At 65.0% G+C, this 15,701-nt stretch carries 14 protein-coding genes; 6 read left to right on the forward strand and 8 right to left on the reverse strand.

Translation table 11 applies throughout. The features are described 5' to 3' along the window. Positions 1-58 precede the first annotated feature (58 nt). The 4 genes from BM052_RS12800 to pdxH all read right to left on the reverse strand — a co-directional run bounded on the left by BM052_RS12800 (position 59) and on the right by pdxH (position 5,648). The gene (locus BM052_RS12800) at positions 59-1,150 is read right to left on the reverse strand and encodes a phytase (RefSeq protein ID WP_091147477.1); all 1,092 of its coding nucleotides are present in this window, start codon (positions 1,148-1,150) and stop codon (positions 59-61) included. Continuing rightward, complete coding sequence (locus BM052_RS12805) at positions 1,150-3,963, reverse strand: TonB-dependent receptor (RefSeq protein ID WP_091147479.1); 2,814 nt, start codon at positions 3,961-3,963, stop codon at positions 1,150-1,152. Before BM052_RS12805 ends, BM052_RS12800 begins: the two co-directional genes overlap by 1 nt. A 132-nt stretch (positions 3,964-4,095) precedes the next feature. Then, positions 4,096-5,040 carry a cation diffusion facilitator family transporter gene (locus BM052_RS12810; RefSeq protein ID WP_369821533.1) on the reverse strand — a complete coding sequence of 315 codons (945 nt, stop codon included), beginning with the start codon at positions 5,038-5,040 and terminating at the stop codon, positions 4,096-4,098. Continuing rightward, positions 5,037-5,648: a pyridoxamine 5'-phosphate oxidase gene (pdxH, locus tag BM052_RS12815; protein WP_091147480.1), complete on the reverse strand. Its 612-nt coding sequence runs from the start codon at positions 5,646-5,648 to the stop codon at positions 5,037-5,039. Before pdxH ends, BM052_RS12810 begins: the two co-directional genes overlap by 4 nt. 235 nt (positions 5,649-5,883) lie before the next feature. On the opposite strand from pdxH, the gene BM052_RS12820 reads away from it, so the two are divergent. Next, positions 5,884-6,825, forward strand: a complete 942-nt coding sequence (locus BM052_RS12820) for a DnaJ C-terminal domain-containing protein (RefSeq protein WP_091147481.1) — start codon at positions 5,884-5,886, stop codon at positions 6,823-6,825. A 50-nt stretch (positions 6,826-6,875) separates the two neighbouring features. On the opposite strand, the gene BM052_RS12825 is transcribed toward BM052_RS12820, so the two are convergent. Further along, a complete protein-coding gene (locus BM052_RS12825; protein ID WP_091147482.1) occupies positions 6,876-7,769 on the reverse strand; it encodes a UTP--glucose-1-phosphate uridylyltransferase in 894 nt (297 codons plus the stop codon). A gap of 156 nt (positions 7,770-7,925) precedes the next feature. On the opposite strand from BM052_RS12825, the gene murA reads away from it, so the two are divergent. Together murA and BM052_RS12835 are read left to right on the forward strand one after the other, a co-directional pair. Further along, positions 7,926-9,209: a UDP-N-acetylglucosamine 1-carboxyvinyltransferase gene (gene murA / locus BM052_RS12830; protein ID WP_091147484.1), complete on the forward strand. Its 1,284-nt coding sequence runs from the start codon at positions 7,926-7,928 to the stop codon at positions 9,207-9,209. 66 nt (positions 9,210-9,275) lie between these two features. Beyond that, positions 9,276-9,500, forward strand: a complete 225-nt coding sequence (locus tag BM052_RS12835) for a hypothetical protein (RefSeq protein WP_091147485.1) — start codon at positions 9,276-9,278, stop codon at positions 9,498-9,500. A gap of 25 nt (positions 9,501-9,525) precedes the next feature. Here BM052_RS12835 and BM052_RS12840 read toward each other — a convergent pair whose 3' ends face one another. Further along, complete coding sequence (locus BM052_RS12840; protein ID WP_091147487.1) at positions 9,526-9,753, reverse strand: ribbon-helix-helix domain-containing protein; 228 nt, start codon at positions 9,751-9,753, stop codon at positions 9,526-9,528. A gap of 122 nt (positions 9,754-9,875) precedes the next feature. Here BM052_RS12840 and BM052_RS12845 point away from each other — a divergent pair, with 122 nt between their 5' ends. Continuing rightward, the gene (locus BM052_RS12845; protein WP_091147489.1) at positions 9,876-10,652 is read left to right on the forward strand and encodes a helix-turn-helix domain-containing protein; all 777 of its coding nucleotides are present in this window, start codon (positions 9,876-9,878) and stop codon (positions 10,650-10,652) included. Positions 10,653-10,699: 47 nt separating this feature from the next. Here the strand turns inward: BM052_RS12845 and phbB are convergent, their stop codons facing one another. Then, positions 10,700-11,422, reverse strand: coding sequence for an acetoacetyl-CoA reductase (gene phbB, locus BM052_RS12850; protein WP_091147491.1), 723 nt, complete (start codon positions 11,420-11,422; stop codon positions 10,700-10,702). Positions 11,423-11,562: 140 nt separating this feature from the next. Further along, positions 11,563-12,282: a hypothetical protein gene (locus BM052_RS12855; protein ID WP_091147493.1), complete on the reverse strand. Its 720-nt coding sequence runs from the start codon at positions 12,280-12,282 to the stop codon at positions 11,563-11,565. A gap of 345 nt (positions 12,283-12,627) precedes the next feature. Between BM052_RS12855 and BM052_RS12860 the strand changes: the two genes are divergently transcribed. Together BM052_RS12860 and leuS are read left to right on the forward strand one after the other, a co-directional pair. Next, complete coding sequence (locus BM052_RS12860) at positions 12,628-13,095, forward strand: DUF3576 domain-containing protein (protein WP_091147495.1); 468 nt, start codon at positions 12,628-12,630, stop codon at positions 13,093-13,095. A 59-nt stretch (positions 13,096-13,154) separates the two neighbouring features. Further along, positions 13,155-15,674 carry a leucine--tRNA ligase gene (gene leuS, locus BM052_RS12865; RefSeq protein ID WP_091147497.1) on the forward strand — a complete coding sequence of 840 codons (2,520 nt, stop codon included), beginning with the start codon at positions 13,155-13,157 and terminating at the stop codon, positions 15,672-15,674. The last annotated feature ends 27 nt before the right edge of the window (positions 15,675-15,701 follow it).

Raw genomic sequence — 15,701 nt, forward strand, 5'->3', positions numbered from 1 at the left:
CTAACGCAAATGCAGCAGGAAACTCAAGGGCCGGGCGGCCAGCGGCGTGAACGGGGGCTCATTCGATGCCGCGGGCCGCGCGGATCGATTGCCAGGACAGCAGCTTGAAGTTCTGCGCCTGCGGAGCATTGTTGCCATCCTGCGCCACGAACAGTCCTTGCGGAAAGCGCGGCCCGAAATCGCCGAGCATGACCTCGATGCCGTCGGTGTCGCTGGTGCCGTCGATCGCGCCGCCGTTTATGCGGAAACGGCCGATAGGCTTGCCGGTGGCGAGATCGAACAGGACATAGGCGTTGTCGCCCTGACTCGATGCGACCAGCCAGGCGCGGCCGTCCGGCTCGCGGGCAACGGCGAGTCCCTCGATGTCGGCGACAAGGCCAGCGGCGGCACCGACACGGGCGAAAGCCTCGCCCGAAAGCGTGGCCGCGCCCAGCGCCACGCGCCATATGGCGTGGTCTTCCTCGGCGACGTAGAGCGTCTTCGTCCCGTCATCGACGACGCAGCCTTCGGACTGGGTCGCGAACTTCACATCACGCAAATGTTCAGGGACGATGTGCCCGGCGCGTTCGATCAGCCGGCTTTCCGCGACGGTGCCGTCCTTCAGCACGACATAGGCACGCGCCAGTTCTCCCGCGGCGAGCGGACCGCCCATGCAGAAGCCATAGGCTTCCGCCGGAGCGTGACCGGCGGGCAGGAAACTGTCGGCACCCAGCCCTGTCAGTTTTCCGGTCGCGCCGTCGAGACCGAACAGCGCTATGCGCGGCTCGGCCTTGTCGGTGCGGTCGCTGGCGCCCACCAGGATGCGCGTGGTGCCGTCGGCCATGCGCACTTCGCGCAGGTCCGTATTGTTGAGTGCGCCCGCCGGCACGAAATCGCGCGCCTTGCCGTCGAGCCCATAGACGTAGAGGCCCGCCTTCTTGTCCGTGCCCAGGATCAGGCTGGCGGCGGGATCGGCACGGTTGCGCCAAATCACCGGATCGTCGGCGGCATCGGCATGGCCAGTGCCGACCGGATCGGTCTCAACCAGAGCCGGAACGTCGGTGGCGGGAAGGAACGGCCCCGGCGCCACCGAAGCGGTGGCACAGGCCGACAGCAGCAGGATCGGCAGCATCACCCCCGCCCCCCGCTTCACGAGATCACGCGCCTTCATCAGAACGTCACACGCGCGCCGAACTTCACGGTCGAGCCGTTTTCCTCATACTGGAGCAAGCGCTTGGCGCCCGCGAAGTTCTGGTAGGCGAAGTACTTGGCGTTGTTCACGTTCACCCAGTCGGCAAAGAGGCGGATGTTGTCGGTCAGCTTGTACTTGGCCGAAAGATCGAGCTGAAAGTGCTGATTGACAATGCGGTCCTCGTCGGGCGCATCGGCCACCTCGTCAAGGTACTTGTCGCGGAAGGTGCCAGCCGCGCGCAGGCTGATCGGACCCTTCTCATAGCCGAGGACGGCGTTGAAGGTGTTCTTCGAAGCGCTGGGCAGCGATATGCGGCGTGCCACGCCGTCCTCGTCCACCACCGTGCCCCTGGCGTAAGTGTAGGTATAGTTGAGCTGGGTCAACAGGCCGTCGAAGGGCGAGGGAAGCATCGAGTAGACCTGGCTGTAGCTGACTTCCACACCGGCCACTTCCGCCTTGTCCCCATTCACCGGGATCGTGATCTCGGTATATTCCACGCCATTGAACGTACCGCCCTCGTCCAGAAAGCTGCTGTAAGTGTAGTCCTTGATCGACTTGTAGAACGCGCCGAACGACAACGCGCCATTACTGGCGAAATAGTATTCGAACCCCGCGTCGAGGTTCCAGGCCTGGTAGGGCTTGAGCTGCGGATTGCCGAACTCGGCCTCGCCATCCTCGTTGATGGAATATTTCGGCGCGAGTTGCGAGAGCTTGGGACGCACGACGGTCTTGTAGCCAGCGAGGCGCGCAACGAGGTTGGTCTGCGGACTCCAGCGGAGAGTCACGCTCGGCAGCCAGTTGGTGTAGCTGCGCTTGTAACCGACGGGGGTGACATCGACGAGCGTGACATCCTCGCCCTCCTCGTCTTCCTCCTCGGTGACGACAACCAGGTTGCCGTCAAGCTGGTTGCGGGTATGCTCCATGCGAACGCCCGCGATCACGCGCAGGGCCGAGCTGTCCCAGCGGCCCAGCAGATAGGCGGCGGTGATATCTTCCTTGACGGAGTAATCGCTGCTCGAACTGTCGATCAGGCTGTCGACCGGGTTGAGCTCGAAACCGCCCGTATTGGCGCGGTAGAAGTCGGCCGAACCGCCCTTGTCCGCGACCGGGCCCATGTCGAGCAGACGGTAGGTCTGCGTGCCCAGCACATCGGCGAGCGTGTAATCACCGTCATAATCATCATAACGGCTCATGTTGAAGTCATAGGACTTCTTGCGCCACCGCGCCTTGGCACCAGCTTGCACGGTGAAATCGCCGCTATCGCCAGCGAACGTGCGGGCGAGGTCGGCCTTGGCCGCCCATTCCTCATCCTGGCTGTCCGAAAGCGTGGTCAGCTCCAGGCGGTCGAAGCCATAGCTGTCCGCGCTGTTCACCGTGGCCGCGCCGCTGGTCACCGAATAGACCGGATAATAGGCGTTGGAGTAATCGGTGTCGATCACCACGCCCGAATCGTCCTCGAATTCGGCGGCAAAGCGGTTCGGATCGAGCGAGAAGGTCTCCTTCTCGGTCGACTTGGCGTAGCTCGCCTGCCAGTTGAACTTCCAGATGCCGGTATCGGTGTCGCTGCCGACCGAGACGGAGCGGATGCGCTGGCGCTCGAAGCGATCCTTGAGATCGCGCTCGATGGTGATGTCGTTGTCTTCGCTGTCGAACGAGGCGTCCGTCGCGGTCGAAGCACTAGGGCCGTCATCCTCGAAGTCGCTGAAGTCGAACGTCGTGCGCCGGCGGTATTCGTGATCGTCGAACTGCGCCCAGTTGCCGCGCAGGTAGGCCTTGGTGGTATCGGAAACGCGCCAGTCGAACGAGAGCGCGGCGTTGATGCGCGTGCGCTCCACGTCATAGTCGCGGTATTCGAGGCTCTGGACCCAGGCATTACCGTCTTCGTCCTCGGTCCAGTCGGCGGCCTCGACGTTATCGGTTTCGAACTTGCGCTTATAGTAACTGACTGATCCGGCGACGCCGAAGTCGTCCCCCAGCTTCTGGGTGAAATCGAACGAGGCTTTCGGCGTGACCTCGCCCGAGTAATCGTTGTAGCTGCCCTCGGCGCTAACCGAGTAGCGGTTCTTCTTGCTTTCAAAGGCGCTGGTGGTCTTGATCTCGACCGAGGCGCCGATGAAATCGCCGTCCATGTCGGGCGTGAAGGACTTCTTCACCTCGACCGATTCGATGGTATCTGAGGAAACGACGTCGAGCGCTACGGCGCGAATATCCGATTCCGGCGCTGGCAGGCGCACGCCATTGAGCGAAGTGCTGTTCAGTTCTGGATCGAGGCCGCGCACCGAGACGAAGCGGCCCTCGCCCTGGTCGTTGAGGATGTTCACGCCCGGCAGGCGGCGCAGCGATTCGGCGACGTTCTGATCGGGGAACTGGCCGATGGCATCGCGAGTCAGCACGGATACGACGCCGTCGGCTGCCTTCTGGCGCGACAGGGCGCTGAACTGGTTCGCCGCCTGGCCGACTACCAGGATATCGCCGCCGCCGATCGCGGTTAGATCGAAGTCGCCCTCTGCCCGGCCGGTCTCGGAGACCGTCACCGAGCGCGTCTCGACTGCGGCGCCGACGTAGCGGACCTCGAGCGTATAAGTGCCGGCCGGAACATCGGCGAAGATGTAATGACCGCTGCGGTCCGTCTCGGTGGTGCGATCGAGTTCGACGATCCGCACGCCGGCGGACTGCAGCGCCCGAGTGCCGGCGGCGTCATGAACGTCACCGGAGATTTCACCCGCGTGGGCGATGGCGGCGAAAGAAGCCGAGGCGAGCAGCCCCGCGACGAGGCGGAGGGAGGATTTCATCTGGAGGGACCCCTGTTGCGATCGAATTGCAGGAGCCCTAGGCATGCCGCATGACAGTCGCGTGCCATTGCCGAGACACTTTGATGACACTCGCCGCACTGAGGCAAAACCGCAACGCCGCGAAGGCCGGCGCTATTCCAGGTTCACGCGGATCGGCGGCAGGACGTCCTTGGCGGCCTCGCTGGTTTCGTTGACGAGGCCTTCGGGGTCCGGGTGGATCAGGATCTCGACATCGGGGAATTCGGCCCGGAGACGCGCCTCGATTTCGTCCATCACGCGGTGAGCCTGGCGAACGGTCATGTTCGCGTCCACCCAGACGTGGAACTGCACGAAGTCCTTGTTGCCGGAAGTCCGCGTGCGCAAGTCATGAACCCCGGTGATGTCCGGATTGCGCGCGAGCACGTCGAGGAAGCGCTGCTTCTTCTCCTCCGGCCATTCGTGGTCCATCAACTGGCCGAGCACCTGTTTCGAAGCGTTCCAGGCGCCCCAGCTCAGCCACAGCGCGATGCCGAGGCCGAACAGCGGGTCGGCGCCCGCCAGCCCCGCATACCGGTCCAGCGCGAGCGCCGCGATCACCGCGAGGTTAAGCAGCACGTCCGACTGGTAATGGACGTTGTCGGTGGTGATCGCCAGGCTGGCGGTCCTGCGGATGACGTGGCGCTGCCAGGCCAGCAGTGCGAACGTCACGGCGATGGCCGCGATCGAGACGCCGATGCCTGCCCCCGCCGCGGCGACGCGGGCGCCGGACAGGAACTGCTCCACCGCGCGGCTGGCGATGGCCAGCGCCGAAATCGAGATCAGCACGATCTGGAACAGCGCGGCGATGGCTTCGGCCTTGCCGTGGCCGAAGCGGTGCATGTCGTCCGCCGGCTGCGCCGCGATCCACACGCCCAGCAAGGTGGCAAGGCTGGCGACGAGGTCCAGCGTGGTATCGGCGAGGCTGCCGAGCATCGCCGTCGAACCTGTGGACCAGGCCGCCCAGGCCTTGATCGCCAGCAGCAGCGTCGCCACGCCGATGCTGGCGAGGGCGGCGGTGCGGTTGAGATGGTCCTGGTCGGTCACGGTCGGATCGGTCACGGATAAAGCAACGTGCTGGTCCAACCGCCCGTTCCATCGCGTTCGAAGCGGCGCCGTTCGTGCAGGCGGTGCGGCCGGTCATGCCAGAATTCGATCGAGGCTGGCACGACACGGTAGCCGCCCCAATGTGCCGGGCGTTCGACCTCCCGTCCCTCGAACCGGTCGCGCACGGCTTCGTAGCGAGCCAGGAAAGTCTCGCGGCGATCGAGCGGGGCGGATTGGTCCGAGGCGACCGCGCCAAGCTGCGAATCGCGGGCGCGCGAATGAAAGTAGGCATCGGCCTCCCCGGCGGTCACCGGCTCCAGCACGCCCTCGATGCGAATCTGGCGGCGCAGGCTTTTCCAGTGGAACAGCAGCGCGACATGCGGGTTCACTGCGATTTCCCGTCCCTTGCGGCTGTGCCCGTTGGTGTAGAACACGAAGCCATCCGGACCATGGCCCTTGAGCAGCACCATGCGCACCGAGGGGTGGCCGTCAGGCGTGGCGGTGGCCAGCGCCATCGCGTTCGAATCGTTGGGTTCGGCGGCCCGCGCCGCGTCGTACCAGGCCTTGAACAGATCGAACGGATCGCCGGGCGGAATGACTTCGCGCGCCTGTTCAGTTTCCATGGCGGTCTCTTGATGAAGTTGGCACGGTTTACACTATCCTGGAAAAGAAAAATCGGTGGGCCGCGCTCATCGCGCGGAACGGCCTGCGGTGCCTTGATCGGGGACAATTCGCCGGCGGCGGCCAGGGCATATGCAAAGAGCATATGCAAAGGATAGCCGCCGCGCGCCGAGTAGGAAAGCGCACCCGCACACATTGCTTGCCGTAACCGGCCCGGACACCTAGCTAAGCGTCATCATGGCAGCAGATCCTTATTCCACCCTGGGCATCTCGCGCGGCGCGAGCGAGAAGGAGATCAAGTCCGCTTATCGCAAGCTGGCGAAAGTACTCCACCCCGATACCAACACGGACAATCCCAAGGCGGCGGAGCAGTTTTCCGACGTGACCAAGGCCTACGACCTCCTGTCCGACAAGGCCAAGCGCGCGCAGTTCGATCGCGGCGAGATCGATGCCGACGGCAATCCGACGACGCCCTTCGGCGCCGGAGGCGGATTTGGCGGGGGCTTCGGCGGCGGCGGCGGCCAGCGCGGCTTTTCAGGCAACTTCGGCGGCAACGACGGGATCGACCTGGAAGATCTGTTCGGGGGGATCTTCGGGGGCGGCCCGCGCAGTGGAATGGGCGGCGGAATGGGGGGCGGCCCGCGCGGCCGTGCCGCGCCGCGCGGCGCCAACGTTTCCTATCGGCTCGCCGTGCCGCTGACCGACGCCGCCGAGCGCAAGGACCAGCGCATCACCCTTTCCGACGGCAAGACCATCGATCTCAAGCTGCCGGCCGGAGTGGAGGACGGCACCCAGATGCGCCTGTCCGGCAAGGGCGAGCCGGGTCCGGGCGGCGCCGGCGATGCGCTGATAACCATCCACATCCAGCCGCATCCCTTCTTCCGGCAGGACGGCGACGATCTGCGGCTCGACCTGCCGATCACGCTCGACGAAGCGCTCGCCGGCGCCCGCGTGAAGGCTCCGACCGCTTCGGGCGCGGTGATGCTCTCGGTCCCGCCGGGTTCGAGTTCGGGCAAAGTGCTGCGCCTGAAGGGCAGGGGCATGACCCGCAAGGACGGCACGCGCGGCGACCAGCTGATCTCGCTGGAGATCGTCCTGCCCGAAAGCGACGCGGACCTCGCCCGCCGGCTCGACGGCTGGAAGGACCAGCGCGACGTGCGCGGCAAGCTGGGGGTTTGAAGCAGGGGCCGCGCGGACTTGCCGCGCCGCCCCCGGATACCTCCGTTCCCTCAGCCCAGCATCTTCATCGCCATCTCCCGCACTTCCGCGCCCATGTCCGCGCGGTCGAGGGCAATGGCCAGGGTCGCCTCGACGAAGCCGACTTTCGAACCGCAATCGAAACGGCGGCCGTTGAAAGTAACGGCATGGAACGGCTGCATGCCAATGAGCTTCGCCATCGAATCGGTCAGTTGGATCTCCCCGCCCGCGCCCTTGCCCTGGCTGGCGAGCAGGCCCATGACTTCGGGCTGGAGAATGTAGCGGCCCGATACGATCTTGTTGGAAGGCGCGTCCTCCACCTTGGGCTTTTCCACCAGGCCCTTGACCTCGGTCAGGTTGCCCCCAAGGATATCGAGCGTTTCGCCCGGCGCGATCACCCCGTAGCTGGAGACTTCCTCCATCGGCACTTCGAGCACCGAGACGAGGTTGCCGCCCACTTCGCCGTATGCTTCCACCATCTGCGCCATGCAGCCGGGCGTACCGTACATCAGCTCGTCAGGCAGGAAGATCGCGAAAGGCTCGTCGCCGACGACGGCGCGCGCGCACCAGACCGCGTGGCCCAGCCCGAGCGGAACCTGCTGGCGCACGGTGACGAGGTTGCCCGGCTCGATGCGCGTCGAATCAAGCGGCTCGAGCGATTTGCCGCGGCCGGTCATCGTCGCTTCCAGTTCGAAAGCGGTGTCGAAGTGCTCGACGATCGCGGTCTTGCCGCGGCCGGTGACGAAGACGAATTCCTCGATTCCCGCCTCGCGCGCCTCGTCCACCGCGTACTGGATCAGCGGACGGTCGACGATGGGGAGCAGTTCCTTCGGAATCGCCTTGGTGGCGGGGAGAAAACGGGTGCCGAGCCCGGCAACCGGGAATACGGCCTTGCGGACGGGTTTGCGGAAGTTCGAGTCACTCATGGGCGGGTTCATTGCCTTCCTGTGTTGCAGTGCGATTAAAGCCGCTCGATCAGGGGTGTGCAACAGGGAGACCGCAATCTTACCGAAGCTGTCATCAATCGGATGCCGGTCTGTCGCCCCGTTGCCCCTCCCGCGTTTCCCGCTAAAGGGCGAACGATGGACAAGATCATCATCGAAGGCGGCAAGTGCCTTTCCGGCATCATTCCCGTTTCCGGCGCCAAGAACGCCGCGCTCACCCTGCTGCCCTGCGCACTGCTCACCGACGAGCCGCTGACGCTGCGCAACCTGCCGCGGCTTGCCGACATCGACGGATTCCAGCACCTCATGAACCAGTTCGGCGTCTCGACGATGATCGCCGGATCGCGCCCGGAGGACTTCGGCCGGGTGATGACTCTCCAGGCCACCCGCATCACCAGTTCGGTCGCGCCTTATGACCTGGTGCGCAAGATGCGGGCATCGATCCTGGTGCTGGGGCCGATGCTGGCGCGCATGGGCGAGGCGACCGTCTCGCTGCCCGGCGGCTGCGCCATCGGCAACCGCCCGATCGACCTGCATCTCAAGGCGCTGGAGGCGCTTGGCGCGCGGATCGAACTGGCCGCTGGCTACGTGAAGGCGATCGCGCCCGATGGCGGGCTGCCGGGCGGGCGCTATTCCTTCCCGGTGGTCTCGGTCGGCGCGACCGAGAACGCGCTGATGGCCGCCGTCACCGCAAGCGGCAAATCGACCCTGCACAACGCCGCGCGCGAGCCGGAGATTGTAGACTTGTGCAACATGCTCGCGGCGATGGGCGCGCAGATCGAGGGCATCGGCACCTCGGACCTCACCATCCACGGCGTCCCGCGCCTGCACGGTGCCACTTACATGGTGATGCCCGACCGCATCGAGGCCGGCTCCTATGCCTGCGCCGCCGCGATCACCGGCGGAGAGGTCACGCTGAAGGGCGCGAAGATCGAGGAAATGGAGGCGACCGTGCAGGCGCTGCGCGATGCCGGGGTTCATGTCGAACCGACGGCGGACGGCCTCCATGTCGCCGCCAACGGCAAGCTTCGGCCGGTCACGCTCTCGACCGCGCCCTACCCCGGCTTCGCCACCGACATGCAGGCCCAGCTCATGGCGCTGCTCTCGCTAGCCGAAGGCTCCAGCGTGCTGACCGAGACGATCTTCGAGAATCGCTACATGCACGTACCCGAGCTCAACCGCATGGGCGCGCATATAGAGACCAAGGGCCGCACCGCGATCGTCCACGGCGTGAGCAAGCTGACCGGCGCCGAAGTCATGGCGACCGACCTGCGCGCCTCGATGAGCCTCGTCATCGCGGGCCTCGCCGCCGAGGGGCAGACTCACGTCCACCGGCTCTACCACCTCGATCGCGGTTACGAGCGGCTGGAGGAGAAGCTGGCCCTGGTGGGCGCGCAGATCGAACGAGTCGGCGGCGACTGAGGAAACCCTGCGCGCCCCAGCGCGTTTCGTCTTCGAATCCCGATGGGGGTTTCGAGGAGTTTTGACATGGGACTGATAAAGATGGCCGCCGTGGGAGCGGTCGGTTACGCACTCTACAAATACGCAACCCGCGACAAGGAACCGCAGTCGGCCTATGCCGGCGACGCGCATTTCACCAATGTGCGCGACGCCGGGCCGGAGAACATGGAAAGCGCGCCCAAGCGCTGGTCGAAGACCGACGAGGCGATCGACGAAAGCTTTCCGGCCAGCGATCCGCCGGGCACGTACTGACCGCGCACGCCGCTCCCCGTCCGCGTCAGGATGTGGTGACGAGCCACACCCTGATCGCGCCGGCAAGGCCAGGCGGCGTCTCCGCTTCCAGCCGATCGGCATCGATCCGGGCGACCAGTGCATTGACCGGCACCCCCCGGCGTTCCGCCGCCGCCTTCAGCATGTCCCAGAACACCGGTTCGAGGCTGATCGAGGTCTTGTGCCCGGCGATTTCCACAGAGCGCTTGACCGGCGGGTGATAGGGGGAGGTCATCGCGGACAGATATAACAGATATAGTAGCCCCGTGGTCACCCAGATACGAATTTTTTGGGGTGGCGATGCCTGGCGGCGGACCATAGACTGTATGTTTGATTTGAACAGACACGAGCAATCGGATGTCAGAGGGTTATCGCGAACTCACTGAGAAGGAAAAACAAACGCTGCGTCTGATCGTCCGAGGGCACGATGCAAAATCGATGGCGCGCCATCTCGGATTGTCGGTGCACACCGTGAATGAGCGATTGCGGGATGCGCGGCGGAAACTGTCCGTATCCAGCAGTCGCGAGGCAGCACGACTGCTATTCGAGACCGAAGGTAAGGATACAAATGGCTTCCCCCAATTTCTGACGGACAAGCAATTGGGGGAAGCCGAAACCAATGCTGCCGTGAAACAGGATGGGCGGTCGGATGACGGCCAGACGGCGAATCACCGCCATATCTGGGTTATCGGAGGATTGGTCACCATGTCCCTACTACTTGCAGCCCTTGCGCTGTCCACGATGACGACGATGCAGGGCGCTGCGTCCGTCGCCGGAGCGACTACCGCATCACCCGCACCAGCGGCCGAAACCGAAGTTGTACAATCGGCACGGCGATGGCTAGCGCTCGTCGACGAGGGGCGCTGGCAAGAAAGCTGGAGCGCGACAGGAAAGGCGTTCAGGGCACTCAATACCAGCCAGAAATGGTCCACAGTATCAGACGAGGTGCGCCCGCCGCTGGGCTTGGTGCTCTCGCGGACTGTCAGCAGCCAGGAAAGCATACCCGCGCCACCCTACGGTTATGAAGTCGTCAAGTTTCGCACCAGCTTCGTGAACAAACCAGATACAATCGAAACGGTCTCGCTCATCCGCGAGGACTCCCAATGGAAGGTGGTCGGCTACTGGATCGGCTGACGAGAAGATGGAAGACCGGCTCACGGCCGGTCGTCCTTCCACCACTCTCAGTACATATGCTGGCCGCCGTTGATGCTCATCGTCGAACCGGTGATGAAGGCGGCGTTTTCGGAACAGAGGAAAGCGCAGCCGCGCGCGATCTCGTAGGCGTGGCCGAGGCGGCCGACCGGGATCTTGGCGACGATCTTTTCCAGCACCGGCGCCGGGACGGCCGCAACCATGTCGGTATCGATGTAGCCGGGCGCGATGGCGTTCACGGTCACGCCGTACTTGGCGCCTTCCTGCGCCAGCGCCTTGGTGAAGCCGTGGATGCCGGACTTGGCGGCTGCATAGTTGACCTGGCCGTATTGCCCGGCCTGGCCGTTGATCGAACCGATGTTGACGATGCGGCCCCAGCCGCGCTCGCGCATGCCGGGAAAGCAAGCCTTGGCCATGTTGAAGCAGCCGCCCAGGTTGATGCGCATGACATCGTTCCAGTCCTCGAAGCTCATCTTGTGCAGCACGCCGTCGCGCGTGACCCCCGCGTTGTTGATGACGATATCCACGGGCCCCACTTCGGCGGCGACCCGGGCACAGCCTTCCAGTGCGGCCTCGTGATCGCCCACGTCCCACTTGTAAGCGGGAATGCCGGTCGCCTCGGTGAACGCCTTGGCCTTCTCCTCGTTGCCGGCATAGTTCGCGACAACCGCATGGCCCCTATCCTTCAGGGCCAGCGAGATGGCTTCCCCGATACCCCTGGTCCCGCCGGTAACAATAGCAACGCGCGCCATATGAAGCCTTTCGCCTTAGTGTGCATCCACCAGGCACAGTGCTAGGAAATGCCAGCGAAATGGGCAAGGCCGCGCGGGCGCATTCGACGGGCCATTCGGCAGCAATGGAATTGCATATTCCGCAATCTACATTGCTGCAATCAGAAGCGGAACTGGGTTCCCACGTAGACGGCCTGGCTGTCCTGCTTGCCGTCGGTCAACGGCAACAGGCGTTCGCGTTCCTGGGAATAGCGCACGCCGGCGGTGACATCGAGATTGTCGGTCACGCGATAGGCGCCGCTCAAGTCCACTTCGCCGGCGTCGCCGGCGAACGTGCGCGGCGCGCGTCCGGGAGCGCGCTTCTCGTCGATCGAGAGGCGCGTGCTGAACCGGGGTTCCTTTCCTTCGATAACGCCCGGTGCCAAGCTGAACTTCCTGAGGTCGGGCAAGTCTGCCAAGGGCTTGCTGGCCGGTTGCGACGTGAGTTCCTGCGCGAAATTCTGGTAACCGCGCGAAATGCCGAGGTTAAACGCGGTCGGCGCCATGCGCATGCGCCCTGGCTCGGCGGCGTTTTGCGCCAGTTGCGACGGGCCGCGCACGATGATCGCCTTTGCCGCCTCCGGATCGACGCGGACGGCAACGGTCACCGCACGGTCCGGGCGGTTGGGCGTGCCTGCCGGCGTGAACGGAAAGAGTTGCCCCTTTGCCAGCGAACGCATGGCGATGGCGCGAAAGAGTTTCTCGGGCGAAGCGTCCGGATCGAGCGAGCCGATCGGCGCGGCCGGTGCGGAGAGCATCGAAAAGCTGGTGGAAAACGCCATTACCGCACTCGGCAAGGCAAGCACGCCGACGCTTGCCGCAAGCAGCAGCCCGGTCTTCATGCCACCTCTGGACGCGGTGCCGCGTTCCGAAACCATGGTACAGCCCTGTTGTTTCCCGTGTTCATCAGACCGCCTTTCCCCCGCCAGGGCTCGCGCAGCCGATACCATCTATTCGCACCATCGCATTAACACAGCCTGATCGCCGGCGGGAGATGGGAAAGGCGCGGGGGCGTATCGTTCCCGGGATCCTATCGCGCGGCACGCGCGCAGCGTTCAGCAACGATTTAGGCGCGGATGCCGAGGAAGGCGCACTTGCCGGCCGTGACGCGGCGGCTATAGAGGCGTTTGATGGCGGGTTCCGGTTTTTCCGGCCTCCCGTCGGCCAAGACAGGAACTGGAACGACAATGACAGGCAGCACCGATACCGGCCTTTTCACCGCACGCGCGCTGGTGACCGCGGCTTCCTGCGCCGTGGTGGCGCTCGCGCTGGCCGGCTGCGGCGGCGGCAGGAAGCATGTGGGCGGCGCCCTGGCGCCCTCGCAGGTGAACACCATCGGCGTGAACAGCTACCTCTGGCGGGCCAGCCTCGATTCGCTTTCGTTCATGCCGCTGCTTCAGTCGGACAGTGCCGGCGGCGTCATCGTTACCGACTGGTATACCAATCCGAAGAACCCGGGCGAGCGAGTCAAAGTCTCGGTCATGATCCTCGACAAGGACTTGCGCGCAGATGCGCTGCGGGTAACGGCCGTGCGCGAGGTGGCGCAAGGCGGGGGCTGGGTTTCGGCTCCGGTCCAGGCGGCAACCGTGCAGAAGCTGGAAGACGTCATCCTGACCCGCGCGCGCGACTTGCGCCGCGATTCGCTGGGCGGCTGATCCCGGCTCCGACTTGATCGATTTTGGCGAGCGGGACGCTCGCAGGAGATTTGAGTGACATGACCGAGCGGTTCGATCCGGCTCAGGCGGACACACGCTGGCAGGCGGCGTGGGACGAAGCGCAGTGCTTCAAGGCGGACGATACGAGCGTGAAGCCGCGCAGCTATGTCCTGGAAATGTTCCCCTATCCCTCGGGGCGCATTCATATTGGGCACGTCCGCAACTACACGATGGGCGACGTGCTGGCCCGCTACAAGCGGATGAAGGGCTTCGAAGTGCTCCATCCCATGGGCTGGGACGCTTTCGGCATGCCGGCCGAGAACGCGGCGATGGAAAAGGGCGTACACCCTGGCGGCTGGACGCGCGAGAACATCGCCAACATGAAGGCCCAGTTGAAGCGCCTCGGCTTCGCGCTCGACTGGAGCCGCGAGATCGCCACTTGCGAGCCCGAATACTATGGCCACGAACAGGCGCTGTTCCTCGACCTCTACGAAGCGGGGCTGGTCTACCGGCGGGAATCGGCGGTCAACTGGGATCCGGTCGACCAGACCGTGCTCGCCAACGAGCAGGTGATCGACGGGCGCGGCTGGCGCTCTGGTGCACTGGTGGAGAAGCGCAAGCTGAACCAGTGGTTCCTCAAGATCACCGACTTCGCCGAAGATCTGCTCGAAGGGCTCGGCGCCCTGGAAAACTGGCCCGAGAAGGTCCGGACCATGCAGGAGAACTGGATCGGCAAGAGCCAGGGCCTGCAGTTCCGCTTCGATCTTTCGAACGGCGAGCACCTCGAAGTCTATACGACCCGGCCGGACACGATCTTCGGCGCCAGCTTCGTGGCGGTCGCGGCCGATCATCCGATCGCCCAGGCCGTCGCCATGAGCAATTGCGACGCGGCCAAGTTCATCGACTTGTGCAAGCAGGGCGGCACCACGGCGGCCGAGGTGGAAACCGCGGAGAAGCTCGGCTTCGATACCGGAATCGGCGCCAGGCACCCGATCACCGGAGCGTACCTGCCCGTCTTCATCGCCAATTTCGTGCTGATGGACTACGGCACCGGCGCGATCATGGCCGTGCCCGGCCACGACCAGCGCGATTTCGATTTCGCGACCAAGTACGGCCTGCCGATCCCGCGCGTCATCGCCGCGAGCCTGGAGGATGCCGACAAGCCCTTCGCCGGTGAAGCGGAAGCCGGTGACGGTGTCTGCGTGAACTCCGGCTTCCTGGACGGCATGAACGTTGCCGAGGCCAAGGCCGCCGTCATCGCTCGCTCCGAAGCCGAAGGCTGGGGTGAAGGCAAGACCGTGTGGCGCCTGCGCGACTGGGGCGTCAGCCGCCAGCGTTACTGGGGCACGCCGATTCCGTTCATCCACTGCGAGGTCTGCGGCGTCGTCCCGGTGCCCAAGAAGCACCTGCCGGTGACCCTGCCCGAGGATGTCGACTTCTCCACCCCCGGAAATCCGCTGGTGCGCCACCCGACCTGGAAGCATGTCGACTGCCCGCAATGCGGCAAGCCGGCCCGGCGCGAAACCGACACGCTGGATACTTTTGTCGATTCCTCGTGGTATTTCCTGCGCTTCGCCAGCCAGCCGGACGATCGCCCCTTCGATCCCGCGCAGATCGCGCAGTGGCTGCCGGTCGAGCAGTATATCGGCGGCATCGAGCATGCGATCCTCCATCTGCTCTACGCCCGCTTCTGGACCCGCGCGCTGGCCCGGATCGGCAAGATCGAGGTCAAGGAGCCCTTCGCCAGCCTGTTCACGCAGGGCATGGTGACGCACGAGACCTACTTTCGCATCGATGACGGCAACGGCCAGCCGGTGTTCTTCTCGCCCGGCGAAATCGAGCGCGGTGCCGAGAGCGCCATCCTCGCCGCCGATGGCGCGCCGGTGGAGATCGGCCGCGTCATCAAGATGTCGAAGTCGAAGAAGAACGTCGTCGATCCCGATGAGATCGTCGCAACTTACGGCGCCGACGCGATCCGCTGGTTCATGCTGTCCGACAGCCCGCCCGAGCGCGACCTGCCCTGGTCGGAAGCCGGCATCGAGGGCTGCGCGCGCTTCGTCCAGCGCCTGTGGCGCCTGTTCGGTCAATATGACGCAGCGGCCCAAGGCGAGGACAAGGCGGTCGACCGCAAGACCCACCAGACCGTCGCCGCCGTCGCCGACGATATCGAGGCGCTCGGCTTCAACAAGGCCGTCGCGCGCATCTACGAACTGACCGGCGTGATCGAGAAAGCACCGCCTTCCGCCAGCCGCTCCGCCGCGATCCGCACCGTGCTGCTGCTCATCTCGCCGATGATGCCGCACTTGGCTGAAGAAGCTTATGCGGTCTTCGGCCAAGGCCTGGTCGCCACCGCCGCCTGGCCCGAAGTCGATCCGGCGCTGCTGGTGGAGGACGAAGTCACCATCGCCATCCAGGTCAAGGGCAAGCTGCGCGATACCCTGACAGTCGCCAAGGGCATGGCGAGGGACGAGCTGGAGGCGCTTGCCCTTGCCAGCGAGAAGGTGCAGCGTGCCCTCGATGGAGCCGAAGTGCGCAAAGTGATCGTCGTGCCTGACCGCCTGGTGAACCTCGTCGCGTGAGAGTGCCGGTCGCCCTTGCCGGAGCCT

The organism is Novosphingobium sp. CF614 (genome assembly GCF_900113255.1).
In the GTDB taxonomy this organism is placed as follows: Bacteria; Pseudomonadota; Alphaproteobacteria; order Sphingomonadales; family Sphingomonadaceae; genus Novosphingobium.

Excerpts from the sequence above, each read along its gene's own strand:
- pdxH (WP_091147480.1), bottom strand. The coding sequence starts at position 5,648 with ATGGAAACTGAACAGGCGCGCGAAGTCATTCCGCCCGGCGATCCGTTC.
- BM052_RS12805 (WP_091147479.1), bottom strand. The coding sequence starts at position 3,963 with ATGAAATCCTCCCTCCGCCTCGTCGCGGGGCTGCTCGCCTCGGCTTCT.
- BM052_RS12835 (WP_091147485.1), top strand. The coding sequence starts at position 9,276 with ATGGGACTGATAAAGATGGCCGCCGTGGGAGCGGTCGGTTACGCACTC.
- phbB (WP_091147491.1), bottom strand. The coding sequence starts at position 11,422 with ATGGCGCGCGTTGCTATTGTTACCGGCGGGACCAGGGGTATCGGGGAA.
- BM052_RS12840 (WP_091147487.1), bottom strand. The coding sequence starts at position 9,753 with ATGACCTCCCCCTATCACCCGCCGGTCAAGCGCTCTGTGGAAATCGCC.
- BM052_RS12855 (WP_091147493.1), bottom strand. The coding sequence starts at position 12,282 with ATGAAGACCGGGCTGCTGCTTGCGGCAAGCGTCGGCGTGCTTGCCTTG.
- leuS (WP_091147497.1), top strand. The coding sequence starts at position 13,155 with ATGACCGAGCGGTTCGATCCGGCTCAGGCGGACACACGCTGGCAGGCG.
- BM052_RS12820 (WP_091147481.1), top strand. The coding sequence starts at position 5,884 with ATGGCAGCAGATCCTTATTCCACCCTGGGCATCTCGCGCGGCGCGAGC.
- BM052_RS12860 (WP_091147495.1), top strand. The coding sequence starts at position 12,628 with ATGACAGGCAGCACCGATACCGGCCTTTTCACCGCACGCGCGCTGGTG.
- BM052_RS12800 (WP_091147477.1), bottom strand. The coding sequence starts at position 1,150 with ATGAAGGCGCGTGATCTCGTGAAGCGGGGGGCGGGGGTGATGCTGCCG.
- BM052_RS12845 (WP_091147489.1), top strand. The coding sequence starts at position 9,876 with ATGTCAGAGGGTTATCGCGAACTCACTGAGAAGGAAAAACAAACGCTG.
- murA (WP_091147484.1), top strand. The coding sequence starts at position 7,926 with ATGGACAAGATCATCATCGAAGGCGGCAAGTGCCTTTCCGGCATCATT.
- BM052_RS12825 (WP_091147482.1), bottom strand. The coding sequence starts at position 7,769 with ATGAGTGACTCGAACTTCCGCAAACCCGTCCGCAAGGCCGTATTCCCG.